This window comes from Pseudomonas shirazensis (assembly GCF_014268785.2).
Taxonomy (GTDB): Bacteria; Pseudomonadota; Gammaproteobacteria; order Pseudomonadales; family Pseudomonadaceae; genus Aquipseudomonas; species Aquipseudomonas shirazensis.
Map to the genome: position 1 here is coordinate 1,466,284 of NZ_JABWRD020000001.1, position 24,249 is coordinate 1,490,532.

General features: G+C 61.6%; 28 protein-coding genes. 19 read left to right on the forward strand and 9 right to left on the reverse strand.

Annotation, left to right across the window (positions count from 1 at the left end):
* The first annotated feature begins 47 nt into the window (after window positions 1-47).
* Both aroQ and HU736_RS06375 read left to right on the forward strand, forming a co-directional pair.
* Complete coding sequence (gene aroQ, locus HU736_RS06370) at window positions 48-497, forward strand: type II 3-dehydroquinate dehydratase (protein ID WP_103437667.1); 450 nt, start codon at window positions 48-50, stop codon at window positions 495-497.
* Window positions 494-1,342, forward strand: a complete 849-nt coding sequence (locus HU736_RS06375; protein WP_103437668.1) for a shikimate dehydrogenase — start codon at window positions 494-496, stop codon at window positions 1,340-1,342. The genes aroQ and HU736_RS06375 overlap by 4 nt, the downstream gene beginning before the upstream one ends.
* 41 nt (window positions 1,343-1,383) lie before the next feature.
* Here the strand turns inward: HU736_RS06375 and HU736_RS06380 are convergent, their stop codons facing one another.
* Entirely contained in the window at window positions 1,384-1,659 is a 276-nt protein-coding gene (locus HU736_RS06380) for a DUF2790 domain-containing protein (RefSeq protein ID WP_103437669.1), read from the reverse strand.
* Window positions 1,660-1,869: 210 nt separating this feature from the next.
* Between HU736_RS06380 and HU736_RS06385 the strand changes: the two genes are divergently transcribed.
* The 4 genes from HU736_RS06385 (at window position 1,870) to HU736_RS06400 (ending at window position 5,761) form a co-directional block, all read left to right on the forward strand.
* Window positions 1,870-2,610, forward strand: coding sequence for a response regulator (locus HU736_RS06385; RefSeq protein ID WP_181106499.1), 741 nt, complete (start codon window positions 1,870-1,872; stop codon window positions 2,608-2,610).
* Window positions 2,607-3,893, forward strand: a complete 1,287-nt coding sequence (locus tag HU736_RS06390) for a sensor histidine kinase (protein ID WP_186699285.1) — start codon at window positions 2,607-2,609, stop codon at window positions 3,891-3,893. The genes HU736_RS06385 and HU736_RS06390 overlap by 4 nt, the downstream gene beginning before the upstream one ends.
* 117 nt (window positions 3,894-4,010) lie before the next feature.
* A complete protein-coding gene (locus HU736_RS06395) occupies window positions 4,011-4,514 on the forward strand; it encodes an HvfX family Cu-binding RiPP maturation protein (RefSeq protein WP_103437671.1) in 504 nt (167 codons plus the stop codon).
* Between the two features lie 59 nt (window positions 4,515-4,573).
* Complete coding sequence (locus HU736_RS06400; RefSeq protein WP_186699283.1) at window positions 4,574-5,761, forward strand: cupin-like domain-containing protein; 1,188 nt, start codon at window positions 4,574-4,576, stop codon at window positions 5,759-5,761.
* Here HU736_RS06400 and pssA read toward each other — a convergent pair.
* From pssA to cobF, 4 genes are all read right to left on the reverse strand, one after another.
* The gene (pssA, locus tag HU736_RS06405; RefSeq protein WP_103437673.1) at window positions 5,745-7,058 is read right to left on the reverse strand and encodes a CDP-diacylglycerol--serine O-phosphatidyltransferase; all 1,314 of its coding nucleotides are present in this window, start codon (window positions 7,056-7,058) and stop codon (window positions 5,745-5,747) included. The genes HU736_RS06400 and pssA overlap by 17 nt on opposite strands.
* 193 nt (window positions 7,059-7,251) lie before the next feature.
* Entirely contained in the window at window positions 7,252-9,501 is a 2,250-nt protein-coding gene (gene katG / locus HU736_RS06410; protein WP_186699281.1) for a catalase/peroxidase HPI, read from the reverse strand.
* 286 nt (window positions 9,502-9,787) lie between these two features.
* Window positions 9,788-10,666, reverse strand: coding sequence for a DMT family transporter (locus tag HU736_RS06415; RefSeq protein ID WP_181106511.1), 879 nt, complete (start codon window positions 10,664-10,666; stop codon window positions 9,788-9,790).
* 192 nt (window positions 10,667-10,858) lie between these two features.
* Window positions 10,859-11,608 carry a precorrin-6A synthase (deacetylating) gene (cobF, locus tag HU736_RS06420; RefSeq protein WP_186699279.1) on the reverse strand — a complete coding sequence of 250 codons (750 nt, stop codon included), beginning with the start codon at window positions 11,606-11,608 and terminating at the stop codon, window positions 10,859-10,861.
* 281 nt (window positions 11,609-11,889) lie between these two features.
* Here cobF and HU736_RS06425 point away from each other — a divergent pair, with 281 nt between their 5' ends.
* Both HU736_RS06425 and gloA read left to right on the forward strand, forming a co-directional pair.
* Window positions 11,890-12,264, forward strand: coding sequence for a histone-like nucleoid-structuring protein, MvaT/MvaU family (locus HU736_RS06425; RefSeq protein WP_103438799.1), 375 nt, complete (start codon window positions 11,890-11,892; stop codon window positions 12,262-12,264).
* A gap of 224 nt (window positions 12,265-12,488) precedes the next feature.
* Entirely contained in the window at window positions 12,489-13,010 is a 522-nt protein-coding gene (gene gloA, locus HU736_RS06430; protein WP_103437732.1) for a lactoylglutathione lyase, read from the forward strand.
* Between the two features lie 10 nt (window positions 13,011-13,020).
* Here gloA and HU736_RS06435 read toward each other — a convergent pair whose 3' ends face one another.
* Window positions 13,021-13,842: a shikimate 5-dehydrogenase gene (locus tag HU736_RS06435; RefSeq protein WP_103437733.1), complete on the reverse strand. Its 822-nt coding sequence runs from the start codon at window positions 13,840-13,842 to the stop codon at window positions 13,021-13,023.
* Window positions 13,843-14,079: 237 nt separating this feature from the next.
* Here HU736_RS06435 and HU736_RS06440 point away from each other — a divergent pair, with 237 nt between their 5' ends.
* Window positions 14,080-14,262 (forward strand): hypothetical protein, encoded by a 183-nt coding sequence (locus HU736_RS06440; protein ID WP_181106517.1) that lies wholly within the window; start codon window positions 14,080-14,082, stop codon window positions 14,260-14,262.
* Window positions 14,263-14,342: 80 nt separating this feature from the next.
* On the opposite strand, the gene HU736_RS06445 is transcribed toward HU736_RS06440, so the two are convergent.
* A complete protein-coding gene (locus HU736_RS06445; protein ID WP_367615282.1) occupies window positions 14,343-14,606 on the reverse strand; it encodes a hypothetical protein in 264 nt (87 codons plus the stop codon).
* A gap of 43 nt (window positions 14,607-14,649) precedes the next feature.
* Entirely contained in the window at window positions 14,650-14,847 is a 198-nt protein-coding gene (locus HU736_RS06450; RefSeq protein ID WP_186699277.1) for a hypothetical protein, read from the reverse strand.
* Window positions 14,848-15,122: 275 nt separating this feature from the next.
* Between HU736_RS06450 and pbpG the strand changes: the two genes are divergently transcribed.
* Window positions 15,123-16,043 (forward strand): D-alanyl-D-alanine endopeptidase, encoded by a 921-nt coding sequence (gene pbpG / locus HU736_RS06455; RefSeq protein ID WP_103437737.1) that lies wholly within the window; start codon window positions 15,123-15,125, stop codon window positions 16,041-16,043.
* A gap of 45 nt (window positions 16,044-16,088) precedes the next feature.
* Here pbpG and HU736_RS06460 read toward each other — a convergent pair whose 3' ends face one another.
* Entirely contained in the window at window positions 16,089-16,517 is a 429-nt protein-coding gene (locus HU736_RS06460) for a prefoldin domain-containing protein (protein WP_186699275.1), read from the reverse strand.
* Window positions 16,518-16,709: 192 nt separating this feature from the next.
* Between HU736_RS06460 and HU736_RS06465 the strand changes: the two genes are divergently transcribed.
* From HU736_RS06465 to HU736_RS06505, 9 genes are all read left to right on the forward strand, one after another.
* Window positions 16,710-18,038, forward strand: a complete 1,329-nt coding sequence (locus tag HU736_RS06465; protein WP_186699273.1) for a lysine N(6)-hydroxylase/L-ornithine N(5)-oxygenase family protein — start codon at window positions 16,710-16,712, stop codon at window positions 18,036-18,038.
* A 129-nt stretch (window positions 18,039-18,167) separates the two neighbouring features.
* Window positions 18,168-19,367 carry a PepSY-associated TM helix domain-containing protein gene (locus tag HU736_RS06470; RefSeq protein ID WP_103437740.1) on the forward strand — a complete coding sequence of 400 codons (1,200 nt, stop codon included), beginning with the start codon at window positions 18,168-18,170 and terminating at the stop codon, window positions 19,365-19,367.
* The gene (locus tag HU736_RS06475; protein ID WP_186699271.1) at window positions 19,364-19,903 is read left to right on the forward strand and encodes a PA2404 family protein; all 540 of its coding nucleotides are present in this window, start codon (window positions 19,364-19,366) and stop codon (window positions 19,901-19,903) included. Before HU736_RS06470 ends, HU736_RS06475 begins: the two co-directional genes overlap by 4 nt.
* On the forward strand, window positions 19,900-20,220 hold the full coding sequence (locus HU736_RS06480) for a hypothetical protein (RefSeq protein ID WP_101320278.1): 321 nt from the start codon (window positions 19,900-19,902) through the stop codon (window positions 20,218-20,220). The genes HU736_RS06475 and HU736_RS06480 overlap by 4 nt, the downstream gene beginning before the upstream one ends.
* The gene (locus HU736_RS06485) at window positions 20,217-20,786 is read left to right on the forward strand and encodes a DUF6162 family protein (protein ID WP_186699269.1); all 570 of its coding nucleotides are present in this window, start codon (window positions 20,217-20,219) and stop codon (window positions 20,784-20,786) included. The genes HU736_RS06480 and HU736_RS06485 overlap by 4 nt, the downstream gene beginning before the upstream one ends.
* Before the next feature lie 16 nt (window positions 20,787-20,802).
* Complete coding sequence (locus HU736_RS06490) at window positions 20,803-21,720, forward strand: metal ABC transporter substrate-binding protein (RefSeq protein ID WP_103437742.1); 918 nt, start codon at window positions 20,803-20,805, stop codon at window positions 21,718-21,720.
* The gene (locus HU736_RS06495; RefSeq protein WP_181106649.1) at window positions 21,717-22,466 is read left to right on the forward strand and encodes a metal ABC transporter ATP-binding protein; all 750 of its coding nucleotides are present in this window, start codon (window positions 21,717-21,719) and stop codon (window positions 22,464-22,466) included. Before HU736_RS06490 ends, HU736_RS06495 begins: the two co-directional genes overlap by 4 nt.
* Window positions 22,463-23,362, forward strand: a complete 900-nt coding sequence (locus HU736_RS06500; RefSeq protein ID WP_101320288.1) for a metal ABC transporter permease — start codon at window positions 22,463-22,465, stop codon at window positions 23,360-23,362. Before HU736_RS06495 ends, HU736_RS06500 begins: the two co-directional genes overlap by 4 nt.
* Window positions 23,359-24,246 carry a metal ABC transporter solute-binding protein, Zn/Mn family gene (locus HU736_RS06505; protein WP_186699267.1) on the forward strand — a complete coding sequence of 296 codons (888 nt, stop codon included), beginning with the start codon at window positions 23,359-23,361 and terminating at the stop codon, window positions 24,244-24,246. The genes HU736_RS06500 and HU736_RS06505 overlap by 4 nt, the downstream gene beginning before the upstream one ends.
* The last annotated feature ends 3 nt before the right edge of the window (window positions 24,247-24,249 follow it).

A 24,249-nucleotide genomic window follows, 5' to 3' on the forward strand; every position in this document is an offset into this window, starting at 1 on the left:
AGATAGTACAAATATCGGGGCAATCAAAAACAACAAAGTGATCTGCCATGACGCCCCGAATTCTCGTGCTCAACGGCCCCAATCTCAATCTGCTCGGCACCCGCGAACCTGAACAGTATGGCCGCGAGACGCTCGCCGACCTCGCCAACAGCTGCGCCGACAGCGCCCGCGCTCTGGGCCTGGATATCGAATTCCGCCAGACCAACCACGAAGGCGAACTGATCGACTGGATCCACGCCGCCCGCGGTCGTTGCGCCGGCATCGTGATCAACCCTGGTGCGTGGACCCACACCTCGGTAGCCATCCGTGATGCGCTGGTCGCCAGCGAGGTGCCAGTGATCGAAGTACACCTGTCCAATGTGCACAAGCGTGAGCCGTTCCGGCATATCTCGTTTGTCTCGTCGATTGCCGTTGGGGTGATCTGCGGCCTGGGTAGCCATGGCTATCGCATGGCGCTGGCGCACTTTGGGCAGATGCTCGCGGAGCAACCAGCATGAGCCAATCGAGCATTCTGGCCGGCCTGATTGGCCGCGGCATTCAGGCATCCCGCACCCCTGCCCTGCATGAGCATGAGGGCGATGCGCAATCGTTGCGTTACCTGTATCGGCTGATCGATGCCGACCAGCTGGGGTTGGAAGACAGCGCCCTGCCCGATCTGCTTGAGGCCGCGCAGCGCACCGGCTTTACCGGCCTCAACATCACCTTCCCGTTCAAGCAGGCGATCCTGCCGCTGCTCGATCAACTGTCCGATGAAGCGCGTGGCATTGGCGCGGTGAACACAGTGGTTTTCAAGGACGGCAAGCGCATTGGCCATAACACTGATTGCCTGGGCTTCGCCGAGGGTTTCCGACGCGGGCTGGGCGACGTCAGCAAGCGCTTGGTGGTGCAGATGGGCGCCGGTGGCGCCGGTGCTGCAGTGGCCCATGCCTTGCTCGCTGAAGGAGTCGAACAGCTGGTGCTGTTCGAAGTCGATGTTGCGCGCGGGCAAGCCCTGGTCGACAACCTGAACCAGCGCTTCGGCGCAGGTCGAGCGGCCCTGGGCGGTGATCTCGCTGCCACCTTGGCCGATGCCGATGGCTTGGTCAACACCACACCGGTGGGCATGGCCAAGCTGCCAGGCACACCCTTGCCAGTGGAACTGCTGCACGCGCGGCTATGGGTTGCCGAGATCATCTACTTCCCGCTTGAGACAGCACTGCTGCGCCACGCCCGTGCGCTCGGCTGCCGTACACTCGACGGCGGCAACATGGCGGTGTTTCAAGCGGTCAAGGCTTTCGAGCTGATCAGCGGCAGAGTCGCAGACGCCAGCAGGATGCAGGCGCATTTCGCCAGCATGGATTGAAATGCCGGGCGACGGGCTGCCGAGGTTGCAGCCCGCTTGCCTCAGCTTTCATGGCAGCCACTGGTGGCATAGCTGCGGTATTCAACGCTCTGGCGCTGGCCGTGCGAATCGAGATACTCGATGCGCGAGTTGACGACCCCGCACGCATTGCTGCGGTCATCTTCTACCGACAGTACTTTCTTCACGTCCAGCCGATCGCCATAGCGATAGTGCATAGAGCTGCTGCTTTCCACCGATACGCTGCTGGCTTGCGCAGCGATGGTGGCGCTGCTGGCAACGGCGAACAAGGCTGCACTGGCAATGGTCTTGAAGTTCATGGCAACTCTCCGGGCTAGGTGGGGAAGACCACGCTTCCCGTTGAGTGCCATTTCACCCCCGACAGGTATCTGCCCTGTGTCGCCGAAGCGGCGTTATTGCGAGCCCGTGTATCTGCAGCACTGCGAGATACACTGCAATACAAAGCCGCGCAGGCAAGCGCCTTGGCGCTCGGTACACTGCGTCCATTCTCGCTGAGACGGACTTGCCTGATGGATCACATCGACCACATCCTAATCGTCGACGACGATCGCGAAATCCGCGAGCTGGTCGGCAATTACCTGAAGAAGAACGGCCTGCGCACCAGCATTGTCGGAGACGGCCGGCAGATGCGCAGCTTTCTGGAGTCGAACACGGTCGACCTGATCGTCCTCGACATCATGATGCCCGGCGACGACGGCCTGCTGCTGTGCCGTGAGTTACGCGCCGGTCGCCAGCGTACTACGCCGGTTCTGATGCTTACTGCGCGCAATGACGAGACCGATCGCATCGTCGGTCTGGAGATGGGCGCAGATGATTACCTGACCAAACCGTTTTCCGCCCGTGAGCTACTGGCGCGGATCAACGCAGTGCTGCGACGCACCCGGATGCTGCCGCCGAATCTGACCATCAGTGAAAGCAGCCGATTATTGGCGTTCGGCCAGTGGCGGCTGGATACCAGCGCACGCCACCTGCTTGACCAGCAAGGCACGCTGGTGGCCCTGAGCGGCGCCGAGTATCGGCTGCTGCGGGTGTTCCTCGACCACCCGCAGCGGGTGCTCAGCCGCGAGCAGTTGCTCAACCTTACCCAGGGCCGTGAGGCGGATATCTTCGATCGTTCGATCGACCTGCTGGTCAGCCGCCTGCGTCAGCGTCTGGGCGACGATGCTCGTGAGCCGACCTGCATCAAAACCGTACGCAGCGAAGGCTACGTTTTCTCGCTGGCGGTTCAACTGCTCGAGCCAACACTATGAAATGGCCGCATACGCTGGCTTCGCGGCTGGCCTTGATCTTCTTCAGCGGGCTGGTGCTGGCCTACGGGCTGTCGTTCAGCCTGCAGGCCTATGAGCGCTTTGTCAGCAGCCGCTCGATGATGCTCACCAATCTCGAACAGGATGTAGCCACCTCGGTGGCAATTCTCGACCGCCTGCCCGCAGCAGAGCGCGCCGCCTGGCTGCCGCGGCTGGAGCGCAGCACCTACCGCTACCGGCTCGACAACGGCCAGAGCGGCCAGGCCATGCCCAGCGAGAACCCGCCGATGGCGGCCGAGTCGGTGGTCAAGGCAATTGGCAAGGACTATCACCTGACGTTCCTGGAGATCCCCGATCAGGACGCGCACTTCCAGGTCCATCTGCGCCTGGCCGACGGCGCCCCGCTGACCATCGATGTAACGCCAGCCCTGGCACCGGTAGCCAGCTGGCTGCCGGTTGTGCTGCTGATACAACTGGTGCTGCTGCTGATCTGTACCTGGCTCGCCGTGCACTTGGCGATCGGCCCACTGACGAGGCTATCGCAGGCGGTGGACAACCTCGACCCCAACGCCCCCGGGCCGCAACTGGATGAAAGCGGCCCACGTGAGGTCAGGTATGCGGCAGTGGCCTTCAACGCCCTGCAAGCACGTATCGCTGCCTACCTGAAAGAGCGCATGCAAATCCTCGCGGCGATTTCCCATGATTTGCAGACGCCCATTACCCGCATGAAACTGCGCGTGGAGGTGATGGATGATGGGCAGGAAAAGGACAAATTATCGAGCGACCTGAGCGCCATGGAGCATCTGGTTCGCGAGGGCGTGGCCTATGCCCGCAGCATGGACGGCGGCACCGAAGCGCCGTGCCGCGTTGATGTTGACGCCTTCATCGACAGCATCGTCTTCGATTACCAGGACAGCGGAGCCCAGGTCGAGCGCCTGGGACATACCGGCGGTACCGTGCAGACCCGGCCGCATGCCTTGCGCCGGGTGCTGGTCAACCTGCTCGATAATGCGCTGAAGTTTGCCGGGGCTGCGCAGCTGGATGTATCCCGGCATAACGACCTGACGATCATCCGCGTGCTCGATGACGGCCCGGGCATACCTCAGGAAGAGCTCGACGAGGTACTCAAGCCGTTTTACCGGGTTGAAGGCTCACGCAATCGTCAGACCGGTGGCACCGGCCTTGGACTGGCGATTGCCCAACAACTGACGCTTGCGATGGGCGCCAGGCTAACGTTGAGCAATCGCTCGGGCGGTGGACTCTGCGCCCAAATCGAGGTGCCTTGAAGGCGTAGCCGGGGCTTGCAGTACACAGCGATACACAACGCTGTTTGGTCGACACATTGCCGATACCTCAGCGTCGCAGACTCTGCTCTCACCCTCTTCATGCAGCGGAGTTTGACCATGAACGCTATAAACCGCGCCTTCAGCAGTTTCGACAATTTCGCAGGCTGGACTGCCGACATACCGCTGCGCTTGTTCCTGGCCTGGGAGTTTTTTGAATCAGGCTGGGAAAAATTCAACGGCGGCAACTGGTTTGGCGACCTGCAAGCGAGTTTCCCGTTCCCTTTCAACCTTGTGCCTGCACAATTCAACTGGCAGCTGTCGATGTGGGTCGAGCTGGTCGCCCCGCTGCTGCTGATGCTGGGTCTGGGCACCCGGCTGGCCTCGGTGACACTGATTATCCTGACCGTGGTAGCCATTGCCGCAGTTCACTGGCCTGCCGACTGGTCGAGCCTGGCCGAGCTGGCCAAAGGTTATGCGATTACCGACCAAGGCTATGGCAACTTCAAACTACCGCTGATTTACCTGGTGGTCTTGCTTGCCCTGCTGCTGAGGGGCGCCGGCCGATTGAGCCTGGATCATTGGCTCTGGCAGCGACGCCCGACTACCACTAATACCGCATGATAAATTTCCGCCCACGGCCCTCGTCATTTGTACAAATGAGCCAACCAAGCGAGTAAGCCGTGGACCTGCAGAGCATTCTGGGCAATTTGTTCGCCAACGCCGCCAGCGTTGGCCTCAAGGGCGTGTTTCAGTTCGTCTTCGATGGCCATACTGCGTACTGGTACGAGGCCGGCGGCCATGCCGAAAGCGGCAGCGGCCAGCACGGCTCAGCAGACGTCAGCATTGCCGTTGCCAGCGCAGATTTCATGGCGATCATGGCCGGGCAGGCCAATGTCGAAGAACTATTCGCCAGCGGCCGCCTGATCATCGACGGCAACCTGGGCCTGGCTACTCTGCTGCCGCTGGCGATCGACATGGCGCTGCGCGGTAACCAGGCGCCTGCGGTCGAAGCCAATCGCCGCTATCCGCCAAGCGCCCGACCCAGCGATGCGCTGTCTGCAGCGCAGCCGCCGTTAATTCGCATCGAACGGCGGCCACGCGACGGCTTGTCCGTGGACGAATTCCGCCAACACTACATGCTGCACGGCATTCCGCTGGTGATCAGCGACGCGCTGCACGACTGGCCGTTGTTCAGCAATGGTCATGAGGCCTCGCTCGAGCTGTTCGCCAACCTGCAAGGCATTACCCGCCACGGCGACTATGTCGAGAAAACCTTCTCCACCGAGCGCGACTTCCGCTCGACGTCCATGGCTGATTTTGTCTCCAGCCTGGACAACCCCATAGCGGCAAGCACTGACGGCAAGCCGCCCGCATACATGGGTAATAACATCCTGCCGGCACAACTGCTCGAACACATCCGCTACCCCGGCTATTTCGAAGCCGAGCAATTCATCCCGCCGCGCATCTGGATCGGCCCCAAAGGCACGCTGACGCCCCTGCATCGCGACGACAGCGACAACCTGTTCGCTCAGGTCTGGGGAGAAAAGTCGTTCATACTCGCCGCGCCCCATCACCGCGAGGCCCTGGGCTGCTGGGCGACATCGCCAGACGGGGGCCTGGAAGGCTGTGACGTTGACCCCAAAGCGCCCGATTACGCACAATTCCCGCGTTGCCGCGAGGTGCGGTTCCTGCAAGTTGTGCTGCAGGCTGGCGACTTGCTGTTTTTGCCCGAAGGCTGGTTTCATCAAGTCGAGTCGCTGTCGACATCGTTGTCGGTGAATTTCTGGGTGAATTCAGGCCGCGGCTGGCCACGCTCGCCATTGCCTGAGCTGGTCGAAGCAGCGCCCTGCCCTACAGTACCCGCTTGATCAACGGCTCCAGCCGACTGAAACGCAAGCGTTTGAGGAATTTGCGCACCTGCTGCGGATGCTCGCCCGGCTCGCCCAGCTCACTGGCCGAGCGCAGCGCCGGCGCATGGTGCCTGAGCGCTTGCAACTCTTTCTCGCGCGGCGCCAACCACTGGCCCAGCGGGTCATCGATGAGCAACCCGTTTTCAAGGTCGAGGTTGAAGCCGCGCGGGTTGAGATTGTTGCCGGTGAGCAGGCTGTAGCGCTGATCGATCCAAACGCCCTTGGCGTGGAAGGTGTGGCCGGGGTCATTCCAGATGCGCAGGGTCAACTGACCCGCGTCGATCGCCGCCTGGCGGCGTTTGGCAAAGGCGCGCAGGGTGTCTTCGTACAGGTACGGCAATACACCACTGGCGCTGAATGGCTCACCAGGCGCGACGTAAAAATCGTTGGCAGTACGGTCGCCGACAATGATTTCCAGCGCCACACCACGCGCCAGTGCCCGATCGATCTCGGCCATGACCAGGCGCGGCGGATTGAAATAGGGCGTACTGATGACGATCTGCTCGTCCGCTGCCGCGAGTAACGCGCAGATCGCACGGTTGAGCGGGTTGCCACGGCCAATGCCGAGCAGCGGGATGACCCGCAGGCCTTGACTGGCCGGTTCAGCCGGCAATGGATAGGTCATGCGCCGCAAGCGTACGCGCAAGCGACGGATAGCAGCGCGCATAGTGCGCGTGGCCGGCGGCGCGGGCTGGTCCAGGCGCGGCGTGGCAACGCTGGCCAGCACCTCGTGGACCAGGCTGACCATGGCATCGGCAAGGCTTGGGCACTCGAACAGGTGATAACGGTCGAGGCGATACCGATCGAAGCGATGCAGGTAAACATTGTTGAGGCTGGCACCGGTGTAGATCACGCAATCATCGATGACGCTGCCTTTGAGGTGCAGCACGCCAAACAGCTCACGGGTTTGTACCGGTACGCCGTGGATGACGACGTCCAGACCGCGCTGTTCGCGCTGGGCCTGATACCAGGCGGCGTTGCCGGGCTGGCGGCCAGCGCCAAGCAAGCCACGACGCGCGCGGAACCAGTCAACCACGATGACAATCTGCAGTTCAGGCCGCGCCGCCTTGGCCTGGTAAAGCGCGTCCAGCACCTCTTGACCGGCTTCGTCTTCCTGCAGGTACAGCGCCACGATGACGATGCGCCGCTGCGCGCTGGCAATGCGTTCGAGCAACACCGTTCGATAAGCTGCAGCATCAGGCAGAGCGCTGATGGCTTGCGGTTCGATGGCAAAACCAAGCTGGGGAACAGGCATGGACGTGCGGATCAAGCGGATCACCTCCGGTCTCGAGTGAAATGCAAGGTTCACCCGTGCATTGCGTGGCGCCCATCATAGCAATAACGCCAGCACGCCCGACCATCGCGATCATTACAAAAAAATGAAGCGATGAGATGTCGCCGCCACCAGAGCAGCCCAGATTGCCTGGGGCTGCCCGGGGCGCCAATGGCTACTTCAGATCGAAACGGTCCAGCTCCATCACCTTCACCCAGGCCGCGATGAAGTCCTTGGCAAACTTCTCACTGGCATCACTGCTGGCGTAGACCTCGCTCAATGCGCGTAACTGCGCATGGGAGCCGAACACCAGATCTACCCGGGTACCCGTCCACTTGGGCTGGCCAGTTTTGCGGTCACGGCCTTCGAACGCATTGTTGTCCGCGCCGGTCGCCTTCCATTCAACGCTCATATCCAGCAAGTTGCGGAAGAAGTCATTGCTCAACTGCCCAGGTTTGTCGGTGAACACGCCATGCTTGCTCGCATCGTTGTTCGCGCCCAGCACACGCAGACCACCGATCAGCACGGTCAACTCTGGCGCGGTCAAGGTCAGCAGTTGTGCCTTGTCCAGCAACAGCCGCTCTGCCTTGACGTTGTAACTGCCCTTGGCGAAGTTTCGGAAACCGTCAGCCAACGGTTCCAGCGCACCGAACGATTCGACATCGGTCTGCTCCTGCGAAGCGTCGACACGACCCGGACGGAACGGCACAGTCAGGGCATGGCCGGCATCACGCGCCGCTTTTTCGACGGCAGCACTGCCAGCCAGCACAATCAAGTCGGCCATCGACATCTGCTGGCCGTCAGTGGCGAAACCGCTGCGAATGCCTTCCAGCACACCCAGCACTTTATCCAGCTGCTGCGGCTGATTGGCGGCCCAGAACTTCTGCGGCGCCAGGCGTATGCGCGCGCCGTTGGCACCGCCACGTTTGTCCGAGCCACGGAAGGTCGAGGCCGAAGCCCAGGCGGTATTGACCAGCTCGCCTACGCTCAGGCCCGAGGCGAGCACTTTGCTCTTGAGCGAGGCGATGTCTTGCTCACTCAGTGCCGAGGGGGTGGTTTTGGGCAGAGGGTCTTGCCAGAGCAGCTCTTCCTGCGGCAGCTCCGGCCCCAGATAGCGCGCCAGCGGGCCCATGTCGCGATGGATCAGCTTGTACCAGGCGCGCGCAAAGGCATCCGCCAACTGCTCGGGGTGATCCTTGAAGCGACGCGCTATCGGCTCATAGATGGGGTCAAAGCGCAACGCCAGGTCGGAGGTCAGCATTGACGGCGCATGGCGCTTGCTTGGGTCGTGCGCGTCGGGGATCTGCCCTGCCCCATCACCGTTCTTTGGCTGCCACTGATGGGCGCCAGCAGGGCTTTTGCTCAGTTCCCAGTCGAAGCGGAACAGATTTTCCAGATACTCGTTGCTCCAGCGCGTCGGCGTCGAGGTCCAGGTCACTTCGAGGCCACTGGTGATGGTATCGGGGCCTTTGCCGGTGCCAAACTTGTTGTGCCAACCCAGACCTTGCTGTTCCAGGCCGGCAGCCTCGGGCTCGGCGCCAACATTGTCGGCCGGGCCGGCACCGTGGGTCTTGCCAAAGGCGTGCCCGCCAGCGATCAGGGCCACGGTTTCTTCATCATTCATGGCCATGCGGGCGAAAGTCTCGCGGATATCCTTGGCCGATGCGACTGGGTCCGGATTGCCTTCGGGGCCCTCCGGGTTGACGTAGATCAGGCCCATCTGCACCGCCGCCAGCGGATTCTCCAGGTTGCGCCCGGCATCGGTGCGGCTTTGTTCCTCACCATGCTTGGCGGGCTCGGCAACCAGGTCACCCTGACCCGGCGTCTGGGCCTTGCCGTAGCGGGTGTCACCGCCCAGCCAGACCTTTTCCGAACCCCAATAGACGTCTTCGTCGGGTTCCCACACATCGGCTCGGCCGCCGGAATAGCCAAAGGTCTTGAAGCCCATCGATTCGAGGGCGACGTTGCCGGTCAGTACGATCAAGTCAGCCCAGGAGATAGCCTTGCCGTATTTCTGCTTGATCGGCCACAGCAGACGCCGCGCCTTGTCCAGGCTGACGTTGTCTGGCCAGCTGTTGAGCGGCGCAAAGCGTTGTTGCCCGGAGCCTGCACCACCGCGCCCGTCGCCAATGCGATAGGTGCCGGCGCTATGCCAGGCCATGCGGACGAACAACGGCCCGTAGTGGCCAAAGTCGGCTGGCCACCACTCCTGCGAATCGGTCATCAGCGCGGTCAGGTCCTGCTTCAGGGCTTGAAAATCAAGGCTGGCATAGGCTTTGGCGTAGTCAAAATCGGGGTCCATTGGATCGGACTTGTGTGAATGCTGGTGCAGAATGTTCAAGTTGAGTTGGTCAGGCCACCAGTCACGATTGCTGGTGCCACCACCTGCGGTTTGATGGAACGGGCATTTCGATTCGTTCGACATCTGCGGGTACCTTCGGGTCGGGTTCTGTCAGAGTTCCGGTCTAGGCCAGCTTGATCAGCCGAGCACACAGGCTCGGCCGTCTGCTCATCAGGTGGAGCGGTCAGGCCGCCACAAGCGTGCAAAGGGATTGCCTGATACGGCGCGCAGTGCAGCAGGTACAGCGCCGCCGCAGGCTTGTCCCTTGAGCAAGACTAGCCGAGCGCTGGCAGAGGTCTAATAGAGCCCGTATTCCCTGGCGATAGCGTGAGTCTGTCAGCCCGCCAAGACCTGCGTGCGCGGCGGCAGCTTACTTGCGCCGTTGCATCCACGCAGCGCCCAGACCACTGAGGCAGATGATCGCGATGCCCACCATGCTCAGGTGGTCTGGCACCTGGCCGAAGACCACAAAGCCCAACAGCCCGGCAAACACGATCTGGCAGTAGCTGAACGGCGCCAGCATGGCCGGGGCGGCAAAGCGGAAGGCCTGGGTCAACAGCAGGTGCGCAGACATGCCGAACCCCCCCAGCGCCAACATCAGCAGCAGGTGATCCCACTCGGGCATCTTCCAGAAAAACGGCACCAATGCCGTCATCACCAGGGTGTTGCACAGCCCGGCAAAGAAGTTGCTGGTGGTCGGACTGTCGTAGGCAGCCACTCTGCGCGTGAGTATCTGATAAAAGCAGAAACCCAACGCAGAGCCGAACGGGAACAGAATAGCCGGCGTGAACATCGAGCCGCCTGGGTGTACCACTACCAACACGCCAATGAAGCCCATGACCACTGCGACCCACTGACCGGTGGTGACATGCTCTTTGAGCAGCGGCACCGACAAGGCTGTCACCAGCACCGGTGCGAGGAAGTTGACCGAGGTGGCCTCGGCCAAGGGCAAATACTGCAACCCTGCGGTGAACAGCAGACTGGTACTCAGCAGGCTCAGTGCGCGCAGCGTCTGCAACACAGGCTTGCGAGTACGCAGGACTGCCATGCCCGACTTGGGCAGGAAGATCCCGGCCATCAGCAGCGTGTGCACCAGATACCGAACCCACACCACCATGATGATCGGGTACAGACCACCGAGGAACTTGGACAGCGCATCATGACTGGCAAACAGGAAAGTGGCGACCACCACCAGGGCGATCCCTCGCAGCGGCTGGTTGACTCCGGACAGCGGTGTACTCGAACTCATGGCGTACTCAAATATGGACCTGGCAGCTACTCCGCCAAGATCCGGCCGCCATCAAGGCTGCCTGGATATGGGCGAATTCTAGAAGAGATGCGCGCAATTGCGATAGCCGGTAATGGGTTGCCGTGCCTACCGGCCATATTAGCGTTCGCTGATCGAACACTTTGTCACAGCAGGTACGACAGCACCGACGCGCTAAAGCTCCCGGCGCAACAGGTAAGTGTCCATGATCCAGCCTTTGCGTAGCCGTGCCTGTTCACGCACCGCGAGGATCTGCATCTTCATTTGCAACAACGGCCCTGCCAACAGGAGCTCGTCCACCGTGCCGAGGTAGGCGCCCCAGTAAATATGCAGTTGTGGGTCGTCGATATTGGCAAACGCGCACTGGCCATCAAGCATGACCAGCACATTGTCGATCTGCTGCACTGCGCCGAGCTGCCGCCCGGGAAGCACGGTCAGCGGCTCGCCAATGCGGTTCAGCGGGATCTGATGACGAGCTGCCAGGGCCTGAATGCTGCTAATGCCGGGGATCACTTCGAGTTGCAGTCGTGTACCGCGCTGGCGTACCAGCTGGAGAATCCGCAACGTGCTGTCGTACAGGCTTGGCTCGCCCCACAGCAAAAAAGCACCCACGTCGTCCGGACCGAGCTCGTCATCGATCAATCTTGCGTAGAGCGCTGCGCGCTGCTGATGCCAATCCTGTACGGCATCAATGTAATCGCTAGCAAATGCATCACGCTGCGGATCATCGACTTGCAGCACCCGGTAGTCGCCAGTGTGCAGGTAGCGCTCGAGAATTGCCCGGCGCATGCGCACCAGCTCATCAGAGCGGGCGCCCTTGTCGAGGACGAAGAATACCGTGGCCCGTTTGAGCGCATCGACTGCCTCGAACGTCACCTGCCGCGGATCACCAGGGCCGATGCCGATCAATAACAACTGTTTCATTATTCGCTCCCGATCGGGGTTGCCGCCAGTGCCAGACCCTGAGTGTCGCCTTGAGCCGACACTAAGTCGAGCAGTTAAGGCTCTGGGGGAACAGCAAAAAAATCAACGTACATAAAACTAGTAAAGTTCCCTGACTACTTGCAAAGTTTATGGTTTACCCTGGCGCCGCCGGCAACTACACTCGGGACTAGTGAACAGCACTATCCCCTGCGTGGCCGACGTTATATCTTCTTGCAATGTTCGTCACGTTTTGACGCAGTCGTATTTAAGGAGTGATGAAAGTGTCCAGACTTGCAGAGTTTCGCGCTGCCGAAAAAGCGCTTCAGGAACAGATCGCCCAACTCGAGGCGCTCAAGCAGGATGCCGGTCTCAAACGCGAAATCGAGTTCGAGCAAAAGCTGCTGGGCCTGATGAAGACTTACGAAAAGGGCCTGCGCGATATCGTCGCCATTCTTGACCCCAAGGGCAGCAGCAAACCGGCCGCGAAGGCATCCGGGGCAGCGCCAAAACAGCAGCGCCGCGCCCGCGTGGTCAAGGTTTACGAGAATCCGCACACCGGCGAATTGATCGAAACCAAGGGCGGTAACCACCGCGGGCTTAAAGCCTGGAAAGAAGAATACGGCGCCAGCACTGTTGATGGTTGGTTGCGTCCATGAAACATGGACATACACTTCACATTTTTTTCACAGCTTGTCGGCCATGATCATTTCCAGCTAACGGATTAGCGACCCCATCTGCGCCCGCACACGCGGGCCTCTAATTTCAGCGCCCTGCCCTCGTGCAGGGCGCTTTCATTTTGCCTCCGCGCTCACCTCCCGTATCATGGACGGCCTGTCTTACCGCTGGTGCCTGCGGGCCCGGCCTCGTCTCTGGAGCTTTCATGAGCCTGAACGACCTCAACACCCTGCCTGGCGTTACTGCCCAAGCGGACCCTGCCACTGCGCAATTCGTTTTCAACCACACCATGCTGCGCGTCAAGGACATCGAGAAGTCGCTGGACTTCTATACCCGCGTGCTTGGTTTCAAACTGGTGGACAAGCGCGACTTCGTCGAAGCCAAGTTCAGCCTGTACTTCCTGGCGCTGGTTGACCCAGCGACAATTCCAGCTGATGACGATGCGCGCCACCAGTGGATGAAGTCGATCCCTGGCGTACTTGAGTTGACGCATAACCACGGCACTGAACGTGATGCAGACTTCGCCTATCACGATGGCAATACCGACCCGCGCGGTTTTGGCCATATCTGCGTTTCGGTGCCTGACGTAGTTGCGGCCTGCGAACGCTTCGAGGCCTTGCAGGTGCCGTTCCAGAAACGACTGAGCGACGGCCGCATGAACCATCTGGCCTTCATCAAAGACCCGGATGGTTACTGGGTCGAAGTGATTCAGCCAACGCCCTTATAAGTACAGCTAACTAGGCGCCCCGCGCATAGGCAACTGCAGCGTCGATCTGCGCTGCAGTGGGGCGCACGCCGGTATACAGCACAAACTGCTCCAACGCTTGCAGGGCAATCACCTCAAGCCCTGTGATGACCGGTTTGCCCAGTGCTTCGGCGCGGCAGATCAGTGGTGTGCGCGCCGGCATCGCCACGACGTCGAACACCCGCTCTGCCACTGCAATCGCGGTTTCCGGGAACGCCAGTTGCTCCGCCTCGGGGCCGCCGGCCATCCCTATCGGCGTTACATTGATCAGCATCGGCGGCGCCAGGTCGCCCAGTTCTGCCTGCCAGCGATAACCCAGCATGTCGGCCAGTTGCCGCCCAGCTTGTTCATTGCGGGCAACAATCAGCCCCTCACGAAAGCCGGCGTCACTCAACGCACAGGCCACTGCCTTGGCCATGCCGCCGCTGCCGCGCAGCGCGAACGCGGTGCTTGGATCTACCTCATGTTTGGCCAACAATTGCTGCACGGCCAGATAATCGGTGTTGTAAGCCTTCAAGTAGCCGTTGCTGTTGACCAGTGTATTAACCGACTCGATGGCAGCCGCAGACGCATCAACCTCGTCGACCAACGCCAGGCAAGCTTCCTTGAACGGCATCGACACACCGCAACCGCGAATCCCCAATGCGCGGATACCAGCCACCGCAGCGGGCAGATCATCTGTGGTCATGGCCTTGTAGTAGTAATCCAGGCCCAGCTGGTCATAAAGATGATTGTGAAAGCGCACGCCAAAGGTGCCGGGACGGCCGGCCAGGGAGATGCACAACTGCGTGTTTCTGCTGGGAATGTGACTCATCAACTGCTCCGTTTGCCTGAGCTGAATCGTTGCTCCAGCGTACCAGAGGGCATTGCTTACACAACCTTTACCCTTTCCCGGCGCTCAGTTGACAGTAACAGCGGCCATAGTAGGAGCCATTGCGAAGCGTGGTCTCGACACTACTGTTGATAGAGCTGATGACCACTATTGAGGAAGTTGATTTCAAACGCCGTCAGCAGCTGGGTAAGGTTGGCGCACGTCTTACAGGAGGTCAGCATGGCCACTATCCAGATCATGTCGGTTGTTGGTAGCGCAGTTCCTACTCGTTTGCGTGAGCAGGGGCTGCTGGCCTGCTGGTATCTAATGCGCAATGGCGAGCAGGTCAGCGGACCGCTGGCGTCCAAAGCGTGTGCGCTGGCAATGGCCGATCAGTTGCAGAGCGGCAGCTTGATGGCTTGAACGAATTTGTTGTGTGTTGCTCCTTGTGCCCTTGTTGCCCGCCGTTATTGGCGGGCTTTTTTTGCGGGCTGGGGCAGGCCTCAGACTGGATCTGGATGCTCGCTGGACACTGTGTTGTTCGCCTCTACGTCTGGCATTTCTTCGTCCAGGCCGGCATCTTCATCTTCAGGCAGCGGGGGCATTGAGTCATGAGCCGTCTCGTTGTCGGTCTTGCCGCCTACGCCCTGCTGGGAGATGTTGCCAGGTGCTTTTTCGTCGATATCCACAGCACTACCCTCGTCGATGCACAGATGCTCTGTGCCTAGACGTGAGAGCAGCGCCACCGACGCAAGTGCCCACGACAAGACCAACGGCACACCTGCTCAGCTCGATGTTTCTCGGCCCTGCTCACTTCGAGCCATCGTTATTGCTCCCACGCTTACGCCGAACCGCCTGCAGCAACAGAACAGCGCTGGGGATCAGCAGACCGACCGCAGTCCAGCTAAACGCAGGCTGGCCAGACGCGCCCACAGCAGCGAAGACAATGCCGATTACCAGCATCGATCCGCCTGCTGCGTAGAAAGGGATAGTGTTGTCCTTGCGCATGGGTATCCTCCTTAAAGTGCCGTATTGAATCATGAATCCGGAGATTGCTCATTAAACGCTGCAATGAGGCTGCGAAGCAGTCCTGATGAGGAGTAAATGCACCCGCCCGTTGTAACTGTTCCAGGTAACACATCGCGCCAGGATTAAAATTCGTTCACCTTGCGCCCTTTAGTCATAAGGCATTCGACACGCTTTCAGCCATACTCCACAATGCAGCGGTTTTTGGGGAAAACCCTGCAAAGCCAACGACATACCTCCTTTTAGTGAGCCTCAACGTGAAAACTTCTCTGTCCATCCTCAGCCTGCTGCTGTTGCTCACTGGAACTTCGACCCTCGCAACTACCGCTGCCGCTGCCCCGCCGCCGAGCCAGGCTCAGCGCGATCCGGCCAAACTGCACCTGGCCTCGGGCAGCGCGCTGCTGATCGACCTCAACAGCAACAAGGAGCTGTACGCAAGCCATGCCGACCGGGTGGTGCCGATTGCCTCGGTGACCAAACTGATGACGGCCATGGTAGTGCTTGATGCAAAGCTGCCTATGGACGAGCAGTTGACCATGACCATCGCCAACAACCCGGAAATGAAGGGTGTGTACTCGCGGGTACGCCTGGGTAGCCAGCTCGATCGTCGCGAGACCTTGCTGATCACTTTGATGTCGTCGGAAAACCGCGCAGCCAACAGCCTCGCCAACCACTACCCAGGCGGCTATGGCGCCTTTATCAAGGCCATGAACGCCAAGGCGCGCAGCCTTGGCATGAGCCATACCCGCTATGTCGAGCCTACAGGCCTGTCGACGCTGAACGTGTCGACCGCACGCGACCTTGGCAAGCTGCTGTTGGCATCGCGCAAGTACCCGTTGTTGAGCGACTTGTCGACCACTCGCGAAAAGACCGTGGCGTTTCGCAAGCCTAACTACACACTGGGCTTTCGCAACACTGACCATCTGGTCAACAAGAGCAACTGGGACATCAAGCTGACCAAGACGGGCTTCACCAATGAAGCCGGGCACTGCCTGGTGCTTCTGACCCGGATGGACAACCGCCCCGTGGCGATGGTGATTCTGGATGCCTTCGGCAAGTACACCCACTTCGCCGACGCCAGCCGCATGCGTCAGTGGCTGGAAACCGGTGCGACCAAACCTGCACCGGCCGTGGCCATGCAATACAAAGCGGAGCGACGCAAGGTCGTTGCCGACTGAGCCTGACGCTTCAGGGCGACGCCAGGCCAACCGCCGGGCGTCGCCTCAGGCCTGAGTATTGACCGCACCGCCGGCGCTGCTGCCACCGGTCTTGGTCAGGGCTTCGAGCAACTGCGCGGTCGCCGCCATGACCTGGCCGGTCAGCGTGCTGACGCTGGCTTGCTTGGCGCTAATCAAAGCGATCATCGCACCATCATCTGTGTCTTTAGCCATCATCTCGGCCAATTGCTTCTGCTCTTCGGCGAGCTGTTTTTGCAGTTGCTTAATAAGTTCGCGCAGTTGCTTGATGTGCGGCGGCTCGCTGCTGTCCGAGCCGCTATCTGCTTGTGCCGCCTTGGCGCCGCCAGCGACTTTTGACAGGTCGACAGGCATGGCGCCGCCCTTCTCGACCTGCTCGACGTCCTCACGGTTGGTTTTGCCGGCGACTTGCGCCGAAGCAGCGCTAGCGATCGAGATGCCTGTAACTGTAACCATGTTGCGTACCTGCCCTGAAGTGGTCCTTGCGTTAACCAGGTTATCGGCCGCGCGCAGCAGATCTTGAAGTGGGCAGCACCTGCGCTGCAGGCTGGCTAAATTCCCTCAAAGCTGGCTCGTTCCAAACTGTGTAGAAGGCGCAGGGGCCAAACTCCGGCGCGCCTGTTCATTCGAACTTCAGGGAACGCAGCCATGAGCCAGACCCCAGAAACAGTCAAAGATGTGATCGGCGTGGGTTTCGGCCCCTCCAACCTGGCCTTGGCCATCGCCCTGGAAGAACTCGCCCAGAGCCAGGGCCATGCCCTGGACGCCCTGTTCATCGACAAGCAGCAAGACTACCGCTGGCACGGCGATACGCTGGCCACCCAGAGCGAGTTGCAGATCTCCTTCCTCAAGGACCTGGTGTCGCTGCGCACCCCTACCAGTCCGTACAGCTTCGTCAATTACCTGCACCAGAAGCAGCGCCTGGCCGACTTCATCAACCTCGGCACCTTTTACCCGTGCCGGTTGGAGTACAACGACTACCTGCGCTGGGCCGCCGAGCATTTTGCCGAGCAGGCCGTGTACGGCGAAGAAGTACTGCGCATCGAACCGGAACTGCACGCTGGCCGGGTCGAGCACCTGCGGCTGGTCTCGCGCGACGGTCAGGGCCGTGAGTACAGCCGGCGCACGCGTTCGGTAGTAATTGGTAGCGGCGGCACGCCGAAAATCCCGGAGAAATTCGCCGGGTTCAAGGACGACAAGCGCGTCTTCCACCACTCCCGCTACATCACCGGCCTGGCCAAACTGCCCTGTGCCGAAGGCAAGCCGATGCGCATCGCGGTGATCGGTTCCGGGCAAAGCGCCGCCGAGGCCTTCATCGACCTCAACGACAGCTACCCATCGGTCAAGGTCGATATGATCCTGCGAGCCACTGCGCTCAAGCCTGCCGATGACAGTCCTTTCGTCAACGAGATCTTTGCCCCCGACTACACCGACCTCGTCTACAACGAGCCTGCCGAACTGCGCAGCAAGCTGATCGGCGAATACCACAACACCAACTATTCAGTGGTCGACCTCGACCTAATCGACCGCATCTACGGCATCCTCTACCGGCAGAAGGTCTCCCACCAGTATCGCCACAACGTACTGTGCCGGCGCAACGTGGATGCGGTCGTAGCCACTGCCGATGGCATCGAGCTGACCCTGCGCGACCTCGCCACCGGCCTGCAACAGACTCACCGCTATGACGCGGTGATCCTCGCCACCGGCTACGAACGCCGTTCGCACCGAGAACTGCTGGCGCCGCTGCAGGGCTATCTGGACGACTTCAGTGCCGATCGCAACTATCGAGTCCTGGCCAGCCCGGACATGCACGCCTCGGTGTACCTGCAAGGCTTCTGCGAAACCACTCATGGCCTGAGCGATACGTTGCTGTCGGTGCTGCCCGCCCGTGCCGCGGAAATCGGCCAGGCGCTCTATCAGGACCTCGCCCAGCGCTGTGCCCGCCCGGCGGTAATGGCCGCCGCGAGCAACGCCTGAGGGTACAGAACACCTTCTGAAATATCTGGTTGCATTTAAAAAGGCAGGATTTTCATTCTCATTCGTCTTTATTAATGCAGCCTTACACGGTTGAGCATGCGTTCGACCCTTATTTTCAGAAGATGACCGATGGCCCAATCTACGAAAAAGTCCAAGTCCAAGCTGTGGTTCCTCGTCCACAGCTGGCTCGCCCTGCCGATCTGGTTCTTTGTCCTGATCGTCTGCTTCACCGGCATGCTGGCCGTGGTCAGCCAGGAGATCGTCTGGCTGGCCAACTCTGACGTGCGCGCGAGCAAACCCAGCGACGGCGCCGAGCGGCTGAGCTTTCAGCAGATCATCGACGCCCTGCACAAGGCCGAGCCGGACATGGCCGTGCGCATGCTGGTGCAGCCTGAGGGTTCGCACTTTGCCCTCGCCGCCAGCGTCACCAACCCGGATGGCACCACCCCAACCCTGTACGTCAACCCGTACACCGGGGTGATCCAGGGCAAGGCGCCGGACTTCAACTTCGAAGCCTTCACCCGCGCCCTGCACGGCTGGTGGCTGGTGCCGTTCACCAACGGCTACAGCTGGGGCTGGTACCTGGTATCGCTGCTAGGCCTGCCGATGCTGGCCTCGCTGGTGACGGGCCTTGTGGTGTACAAAAAGTTCTGGCGCGGCTTTTTCAAGCCGGTGCGCAGCGGCCACGGCTCGCGGATCTTCTGGGGTGACGTACACCGGCTGGCGGGGGTCTGGTCGATCTGGTTCATCACGGTGATTTCGATTACCGGTATATGGTTCCTGATCCAGGCCATCCTCGGTGACAACCATATAACCATCTCCAGCGAGCCGATCGTGCCGGTGATTGCCCGCGAAGACGTGCCGCTGACTGCCGACGGCAGCCCGGCACCGCGGATCGACCTGGATGCAGCGGCGCGCATCGCCACCGAGGCCATTCCCGGCCTGGAGATCACCTTCATCAGCCTGCCCAGCACAGCTTACAGCCATGTCGAAATGGGTGGCCGCGGCTGGTACCCGCTGATGTTCCAGACCGCATCGGTCAACCCCTACACCAGCAATGTCGACAGCAAGTTCCTGCTCGAAGACCGCTCCGCACTGGAGTTCGTCACCGAGTCGATGCGTCCACTGCACACCGGCGACTTCGGCGGCCTGGCGATCAAGCTGATCTGGTTCTTCTTCGGCCTGGTGTTGACCCTGATGGTACTCAGCGGGCTGTTGATCTGGACCAAGCGCACCGCCCAGGCCACCGCCGCAGCGCTCAAGCGCACCGATCGAGTCGCGCGCGCGCAACCGGCACGCAGTGAAACTTCAGTGGAGGCGCAGCCATGAGCAAGGCGCAAGCAGTACAGGTGAGCCCGCTCAAGCAGTTCTGGCTGAAGTGGCGATTCCACATCAACATCCTGCTGATCCTGATCCCGCTGGGGTTCATGCCCAAGTACTTCGCCGACGCGGCCATGTTCCGCGGCGACAGTGGTTTGGGCGCCAATCAGGTCAGCGACATTCAGGTAGGCCCGTACACGCTCGACCTGGCCGAGCTGCGCGACGAAGCGCCCAGGGCGGATGGCCCGGCGGGTCATTTCAAACTGTTCAACGCAGCCCTGTGCAAAGCCTGTACCACGGAGGTTAAAGCGGTTTACCTGCGTATCGGCAAGCCGCGCAGCCTGCGCGCTGCGGGGACAATTTTCTTCGGGGCACCGTACCGCATGATCACTTCGCTGCCGGTACCGCCGCGCACACGGTCTGACGCACAGGTCTGGATCACTATCGAAGGCTGGGACGGCAGCATGCACCAGGCATCCGTCCCCCTGGCCCAGGCCTCACCGGCAACCGTGGCCTGGCTCGAGAAACAAGGAGGCACCAAATGAAACACCTGACTCGCAGGCTGGCCCTGCCAATTCTGCTGCTCTGCGCGGGCCCTGCCCTGGCGCACAATCCGATGTGCGAGTGCGCCCCGGTCGATGCGGAGCAGATCAAATGCACCGGTGGCTTCTCCGATGGCAGCGGCGCACCCGGCGTGACCCTGGACGTGATCGGCTACGACGAGCAGGTGCTGGTCGGCAGCAAGCTGGGAGACGACTCGACGCTGACCTTCAAGCGCCCAGACGGTGAATTCTACGTGCTGTTCGACGCCGGCCCCGGGCACGTCGTTGAAATCGACCATGCCGATATAGGCGAGCCATGAGCCGCGCCCAGGTGATCCGCCCGGCCGGTGCCGGGCACGAGACGCTATATGTACTGCTGACAGCCCTGCTGATCCTGGCGCTGGCCGCCACGGTGGTAACGCTGCGCGGCGAGCGTGAGGATGAAGTCAGCATCGAGAGCCACCAGATCGACGCCCGTCGCGACCTGACAGCGGCCGAACAAGGGGTTTTCACAGACCTGTTGGTGGCGTTCGACGAGATCCGCCAGTTGCGCGAAGAGAGCGGTTCCATGCCTGAAGTGGCCAGCCTCGCCGAAGAAGGCCTGCCGCCGTTTGTCAGCGATGCCAGCAGCGTCAGCCGCGGTGGCCATCAATGGCAGTGGCTGGCTGCCGGCGCCTATCTGGGGCGCAGCCAGGACAGCGCGGTTGCCGGTAGCTTCCTGCTGATCGTGCCCGCGCAGGCGGATGAACGGGCCGATGTCTGGCTGCGTCGCGACACCGCAGCGGTGGTCCCGGACGACCTGCAGCCGGTGGCCCTGATCGCCGCTGGCTGGCAGCAAGTGGTCAGCCATTACGACGCCGGGGTTACCCGTCAACACCGTCACTGAATCCAAGGACTCCTCCATGCTTCGCTCCGCCCTCGCCCGCCGCGCCCTCGCCCTGCTCATGGCCTGCGCCCTCCCGGCCCTGGCCCATGCCGAGGCCGGCAAGCCACTGCGCATCGGCATCACCCTGCATCCTTATTACAGCTATGTGAGCAACATCGTCGGCGACAAGGCCGAAGTGGTGCCGTTGATTCCTGCCGGTTTCAACCCGCATGCCTACGAGCCGCGCGCCGAAGACATCAAACGCATTGGCGGCCTGGATGTGATCGTGCTCAACGGCGTCGGCCATGATGACTTCGCCGACCGCATGATCGCCGCCAGCGAAACCCCTGATATCAAAACCATCGAGGCCAATGCCAACGTGCCGCTGCTGGCCGCGACCGGGATTGCCGCCCGTGGTGCAGGCAAGGTGGTCAACCCGCACACCTTCCTGTCGATCAGCACCACCATCGCCCAGGTCAACAATATCGCCCGCGAGCTGGGCAAGCTCGACCCGGACAACGCCAAGTTCTATACCCAGAACGCCCGTGCCTATGCCAAGCGCCTGCGCAAGCTGCGCGCCGACGCCCTGGCCAAGGTCACCGAAGCGCCCCACGCGGATTTCCGCGTAGCGACCATTCATGCCGCCTACGACTATCTGGTGCGCGACTTCGGCCTGGAGGTCACCGCTGTGGTCGAGCCTGCTCACGGCATCGAGCCAAGCCCGGCGCAGCTGAAAAAGACCATCGACCAGCTAAAGGCACTCGACGTCAAAGTGATCTTCTCGGAGATGGACTTCCCTTCGGCCTACGTCGAAACAATTCAGCGTGAGTCTGGCGTGCGCATCTACCCGCTGACGCACATCTCCTACGGCGAATACACCAAGGAGAAGTACGAGGTCGAGATGCAGCGCAACCTCGATACCGTGGTCCGAGCGATTCAGGAGAACAACGCATGACTGCGGCGGCCAACCTCAGCGTGGCCATGGGCCCGCGTATCGAGTTCGCCAGCATCGACCTGACTCTCGGGCGGACTTCGATTCTGGAACAGGTCAGCTTCAGCGTGGCAGCCGGCAGCGTGCATGCCATTGTCGGCCCCAACGGCGGCGGCAAGAGCTCGCTGATCAAGACCCTGCTCGGACAGATGCCGCATCAGGGTCAGCTGACCTTGCACTGGCCGGGCGAGCACGAAGTCATCGGCTATGTGCCACAAGCGCTGGAGTTTGATCGTGGCCTACCTATGACTGTCGACGACTTCATGGCTGCCATGTGCCAGCGCCGACCGGCCTTTCTCGGCCTGTCGCGCCGGGTCCAACCTGCCATCGATGCAGCACTGGCCCGGGTGGGCATGCTCGACAAGCGCAAGCGGCGCATGGGCGCGCTGTCTGGTGGCGAGCGCCAGCGCGTGCTGCTGGCCCAAGGGCTGATTCCCGAGCCGCAACTGCTGGTGCTTGACGAACCCATGTCGGCCCTCGATGAAGCCGGTATCCAGGTGTTCGAGCAACTGCTGCACCGCTGGCGCCAGAGCGGCATCACCGTGCTGTGGATCGAGCATGACCTGGAAGCGGTGCTGCGCTTGGCCGACCGAGTGACCGGCCTCAGCCGCAAAGTACTGTTCGATGCGCCACCGGCCCAGGCCCTGACCCCCGAGCGGCTGCTTGGCCTGTTCTCCGTCCACCCTCGCAGCGAGAGCCTCGCCCGATGAGCTTTGAAGCCTTCCGCCAACTGATCCAGGAATGGGCCAGCGCTGGCTATCTGCCGGAGGCGCTGGCCTACGGCTTCGTCATCAACGCGCTGATTGCCGGGGTGATGATCGGCCCGGTGCTGGGTGGCCTCGGCACCCTGGTCGTGGTCAAACGCTTCGCCTTCTTCTCCGAAGCGGTCGGCCATGCCGCGCTGACCGGGGTTGCCATCGGCATCCTGCTCGGCGAGCCCTACACCGGGCCGTACGGCAGCCTGTTCGGCTACTGCCTGCTGTTCGGCATCCTGCTCAATTTCCTGCGCAACCGCACCGGGCTGTCGCCGGACACCTTGATCGGGGTGTTCCTGTCGGTGTCGCTGGCACTGGGCGCAAGCCTGCTGCTGATGCTCGCAGGCAAGATCAACGTGCACATCCTCGAGAACGTCTTGTTCGGCTCGGTGCTGACGGTCAGTGCTCAGGACCTGCTGGTGCTGGGCATCGTCGCAGTACTGGTGCTGGCCCTGGCGTTGCCGCTGTACAACCGGATCATGCTGGCCAGTTTCAACCCACAGCTGGCGGCGGTCCGCGGGGTAGCGGTGAAGACCCTGGACTATCTGTTCGTCGTGCTGGTGACGTTGGTGACCGTGGCTTCAGTCAAGGTCATCGGCGCGATTCTGGTCGGCGCCCTGCTGGTGATCCCGGCAGCGGCAGCACGCCTGGTCAGCCAGTCGCTGAAAGGCTTTTTCTTCATCTCGGTGCTGATCGCTACGGTGAGCACGCTGTGCGGCATTCTGCTGCCGATCGTCTTCGACCTGCCGGTGCCGTCTGGTGCGGCGATCATTCTGGTGGCCGGCGTCTGCTTCGCCCTTGCCGCCCTCGCCCGCGCTCTGGTGCCACGCCTGCAAGGAAACCCGGCATGACTTCTACCCTCAAGCAACTGACTCTGGCCTTGGCCCTGGTGGGCCTGCCCGCGCTGGCGCTGGCGGCCAAACCGGCAACGGTTACCGTGCTGACCAGCCTGCCGGTCACCCACAGCCTGGCCACCGCGCTGCTCGAAGGCACGTCGGTACAGCTCAACAGCGCGGCGCCGGCGAACCTGCCAGCGACCCGCCAGCCGTCGTACTTCAGTGGCCGCGGTGGCGCCAGCCTGGACAAGGCCGCGCAAACGGCCGACGCCGCCATTGGCCTGCGTTCGATCTGGCGCGATGACCCGCTCTACCCAATGGCCCGGCGCAGCAACATCCGCATCGTCGAGATCGATGCCGCACGCCCGGTAGACGGTGCGCTGCCAGGCATTGCGATCCAGGGAGACAACGCGTTTGCCGGCTATCCATGGCTCAACCCCACCAACATGGGGCGCATGGCCGACGTCGTGGCCAACGATCTCGAGCGTTTGTCGCCGAGCGACAAGGCCAGGATCCAGGCCAATCTGGCAGGCCTGAAACGGCAGATGCTGGAACTCAACGCCAGCAGCCAGACGCGCCTGGCCGAGGCCGACAACCTCAGTGTGGTGAACCTGTCCGAGCGTCTCGGTTATCTGGTCAGCGGGCTCAATCTGGATGTGGTCGATCAGCCGCTGCCGGCGGATGACAAGTGGGATGCCGCTGCGCTCAAGGCCTTGGCCGACACGCTCAAAGGTCAGGGCGTGGCCTTGGTGGTTCACCATCGCCAACCCGCTGCCGAAGTCGCCGAGGTTATCAAGGCAGCCGGAGCAAAACTGGTCATAGTTGAAAGTGATCCACAAGACAGCGTCGCCGGGCTCAAAGCCAGTGTCGAACAGGTCATCGCCGCTCTGCTCGGCTAACCT

Coding starts and splice junctions, on each gene's coding strand:
- pssA (WP_103437673.1), bottom strand. CDS start 7,058: ATGCCTGTTCCCCAGCTTGGTTTTGCCATCGAACCGCAAGCCATCAGC.
- HU736_RS06460 (WP_186699275.1), bottom strand. CDS start 16,517: ATGGTTACAGTTACAGGCATCTCGATCGCTAGCGCTGCTTCGGCGCAA.
- cobF (WP_186699279.1), bottom strand. CDS start 11,608: ATGAAACAGTTGTTATTGATCGGCATCGGCCCTGGTGATCCGCGGCAG.
- HU736_RS06440 (WP_181106517.1), top strand. CDS start 14,080: ATGGCCACTATCCAGATCATGTCGGTTGTTGGTAGCGCAGTTCCTACT.
- HU736_RS06480 (WP_101320278.1), top strand. CDS start 19,900: ATGAAACACCTGACTCGCAGGCTGGCCCTGCCAATTCTGCTGCTCTGC.
- gloA (WP_103437732.1), top strand. CDS start 12,489: ATGAGCCTGAACGACCTCAACACCCTGCCTGGCGTTACTGCCCAAGCG.
- HU736_RS06495 (WP_181106649.1), top strand. CDS start 21,717: ATGACTGCGGCGGCCAACCTCAGCGTGGCCATGGGCCCGCGTATCGAG.
- HU736_RS06470 (WP_103437740.1), top strand. CDS start 18,168: ATGGCCCAATCTACGAAAAAGTCCAAGTCCAAGCTGTGGTTCCTCGTC.
- HU736_RS06505 (WP_186699267.1), top strand. CDS start 23,359: ATGACTTCTACCCTCAAGCAACTGACTCTGGCCTTGGCCCTGGTGGGC.
- HU736_RS06465 (WP_186699273.1), top strand. CDS start 16,710: ATGAGCCAGACCCCAGAAACAGTCAAAGATGTGATCGGCGTGGGTTTC.
- HU736_RS06415 (WP_181106511.1), bottom strand. CDS start 10,666: ATGAGTTCGAGTACACCGCTGTCCGGAGTCAACCAGCCGCTGCGAGGG.
- HU736_RS06380 (WP_103437669.1), bottom strand. CDS start 1,659: ATGAACTTCAAGACCATTGCCAGTGCAGCCTTGTTCGCCGTTGCCAGC.
- HU736_RS06475 (WP_186699271.1), top strand. CDS start 19,364: ATGAGCAAGGCGCAAGCAGTACAGGTGAGCCCGCTCAAGCAGTTCTGG.
- HU736_RS06490 (WP_103437742.1), top strand. CDS start 20,803: ATGCTTCGCTCCGCCCTCGCCCGCCGCGCCCTCGCCCTGCTCATGGCC.
- HU736_RS06390 (WP_186699285.1), top strand. CDS start 2,607: ATGAAATGGCCGCATACGCTGGCTTCGCGGCTGGCCTTGATCTTCTTC.
- HU736_RS06500 (WP_101320288.1), top strand. CDS start 22,463: ATGAGCTTTGAAGCCTTCCGCCAACTGATCCAGGAATGGGCCAGCGCT.
- HU736_RS06485 (WP_186699269.1), top strand. CDS start 20,217: ATGAGCCGCGCCCAGGTGATCCGCCCGGCCGGTGCCGGGCACGAGACG.
- HU736_RS06435 (WP_103437733.1), bottom strand. CDS start 13,842: ATGAGTCACATTCCCAGCAGAAACACGCAGTTGTGCATCTCCCTGGCC.
- HU736_RS06375 (WP_103437668.1), top strand. CDS start 494: ATGAGCCAATCGAGCATTCTGGCCGGCCTGATTGGCCGCGGCATTCAG.
- katG (WP_186699281.1), bottom strand. CDS start 9,501: ATGTCGAACGAATCGAAATGCCCGTTCCATCAAACCGCAGGTGGTGGC.
- HU736_RS06450 (WP_186699277.1), bottom strand. CDS start 14,847: ATGCGCAAGGACAACACTATCCCTTTCTACGCAGCAGGCGGATCGATG.
- HU736_RS06385 (WP_181106499.1), top strand. CDS start 1,870: ATGGATCACATCGACCACATCCTAATCGTCGACGACGATCGCGAAATC.
- aroQ (WP_103437667.1), top strand. CDS start 48: ATGACGCCCCGAATTCTCGTGCTCAACGGCCCCAATCTCAATCTGCTC.
- HU736_RS06395 (WP_103437671.1), top strand. CDS start 4,011: ATGAACGCTATAAACCGCGCCTTCAGCAGTTTCGACAATTTCGCAGGC.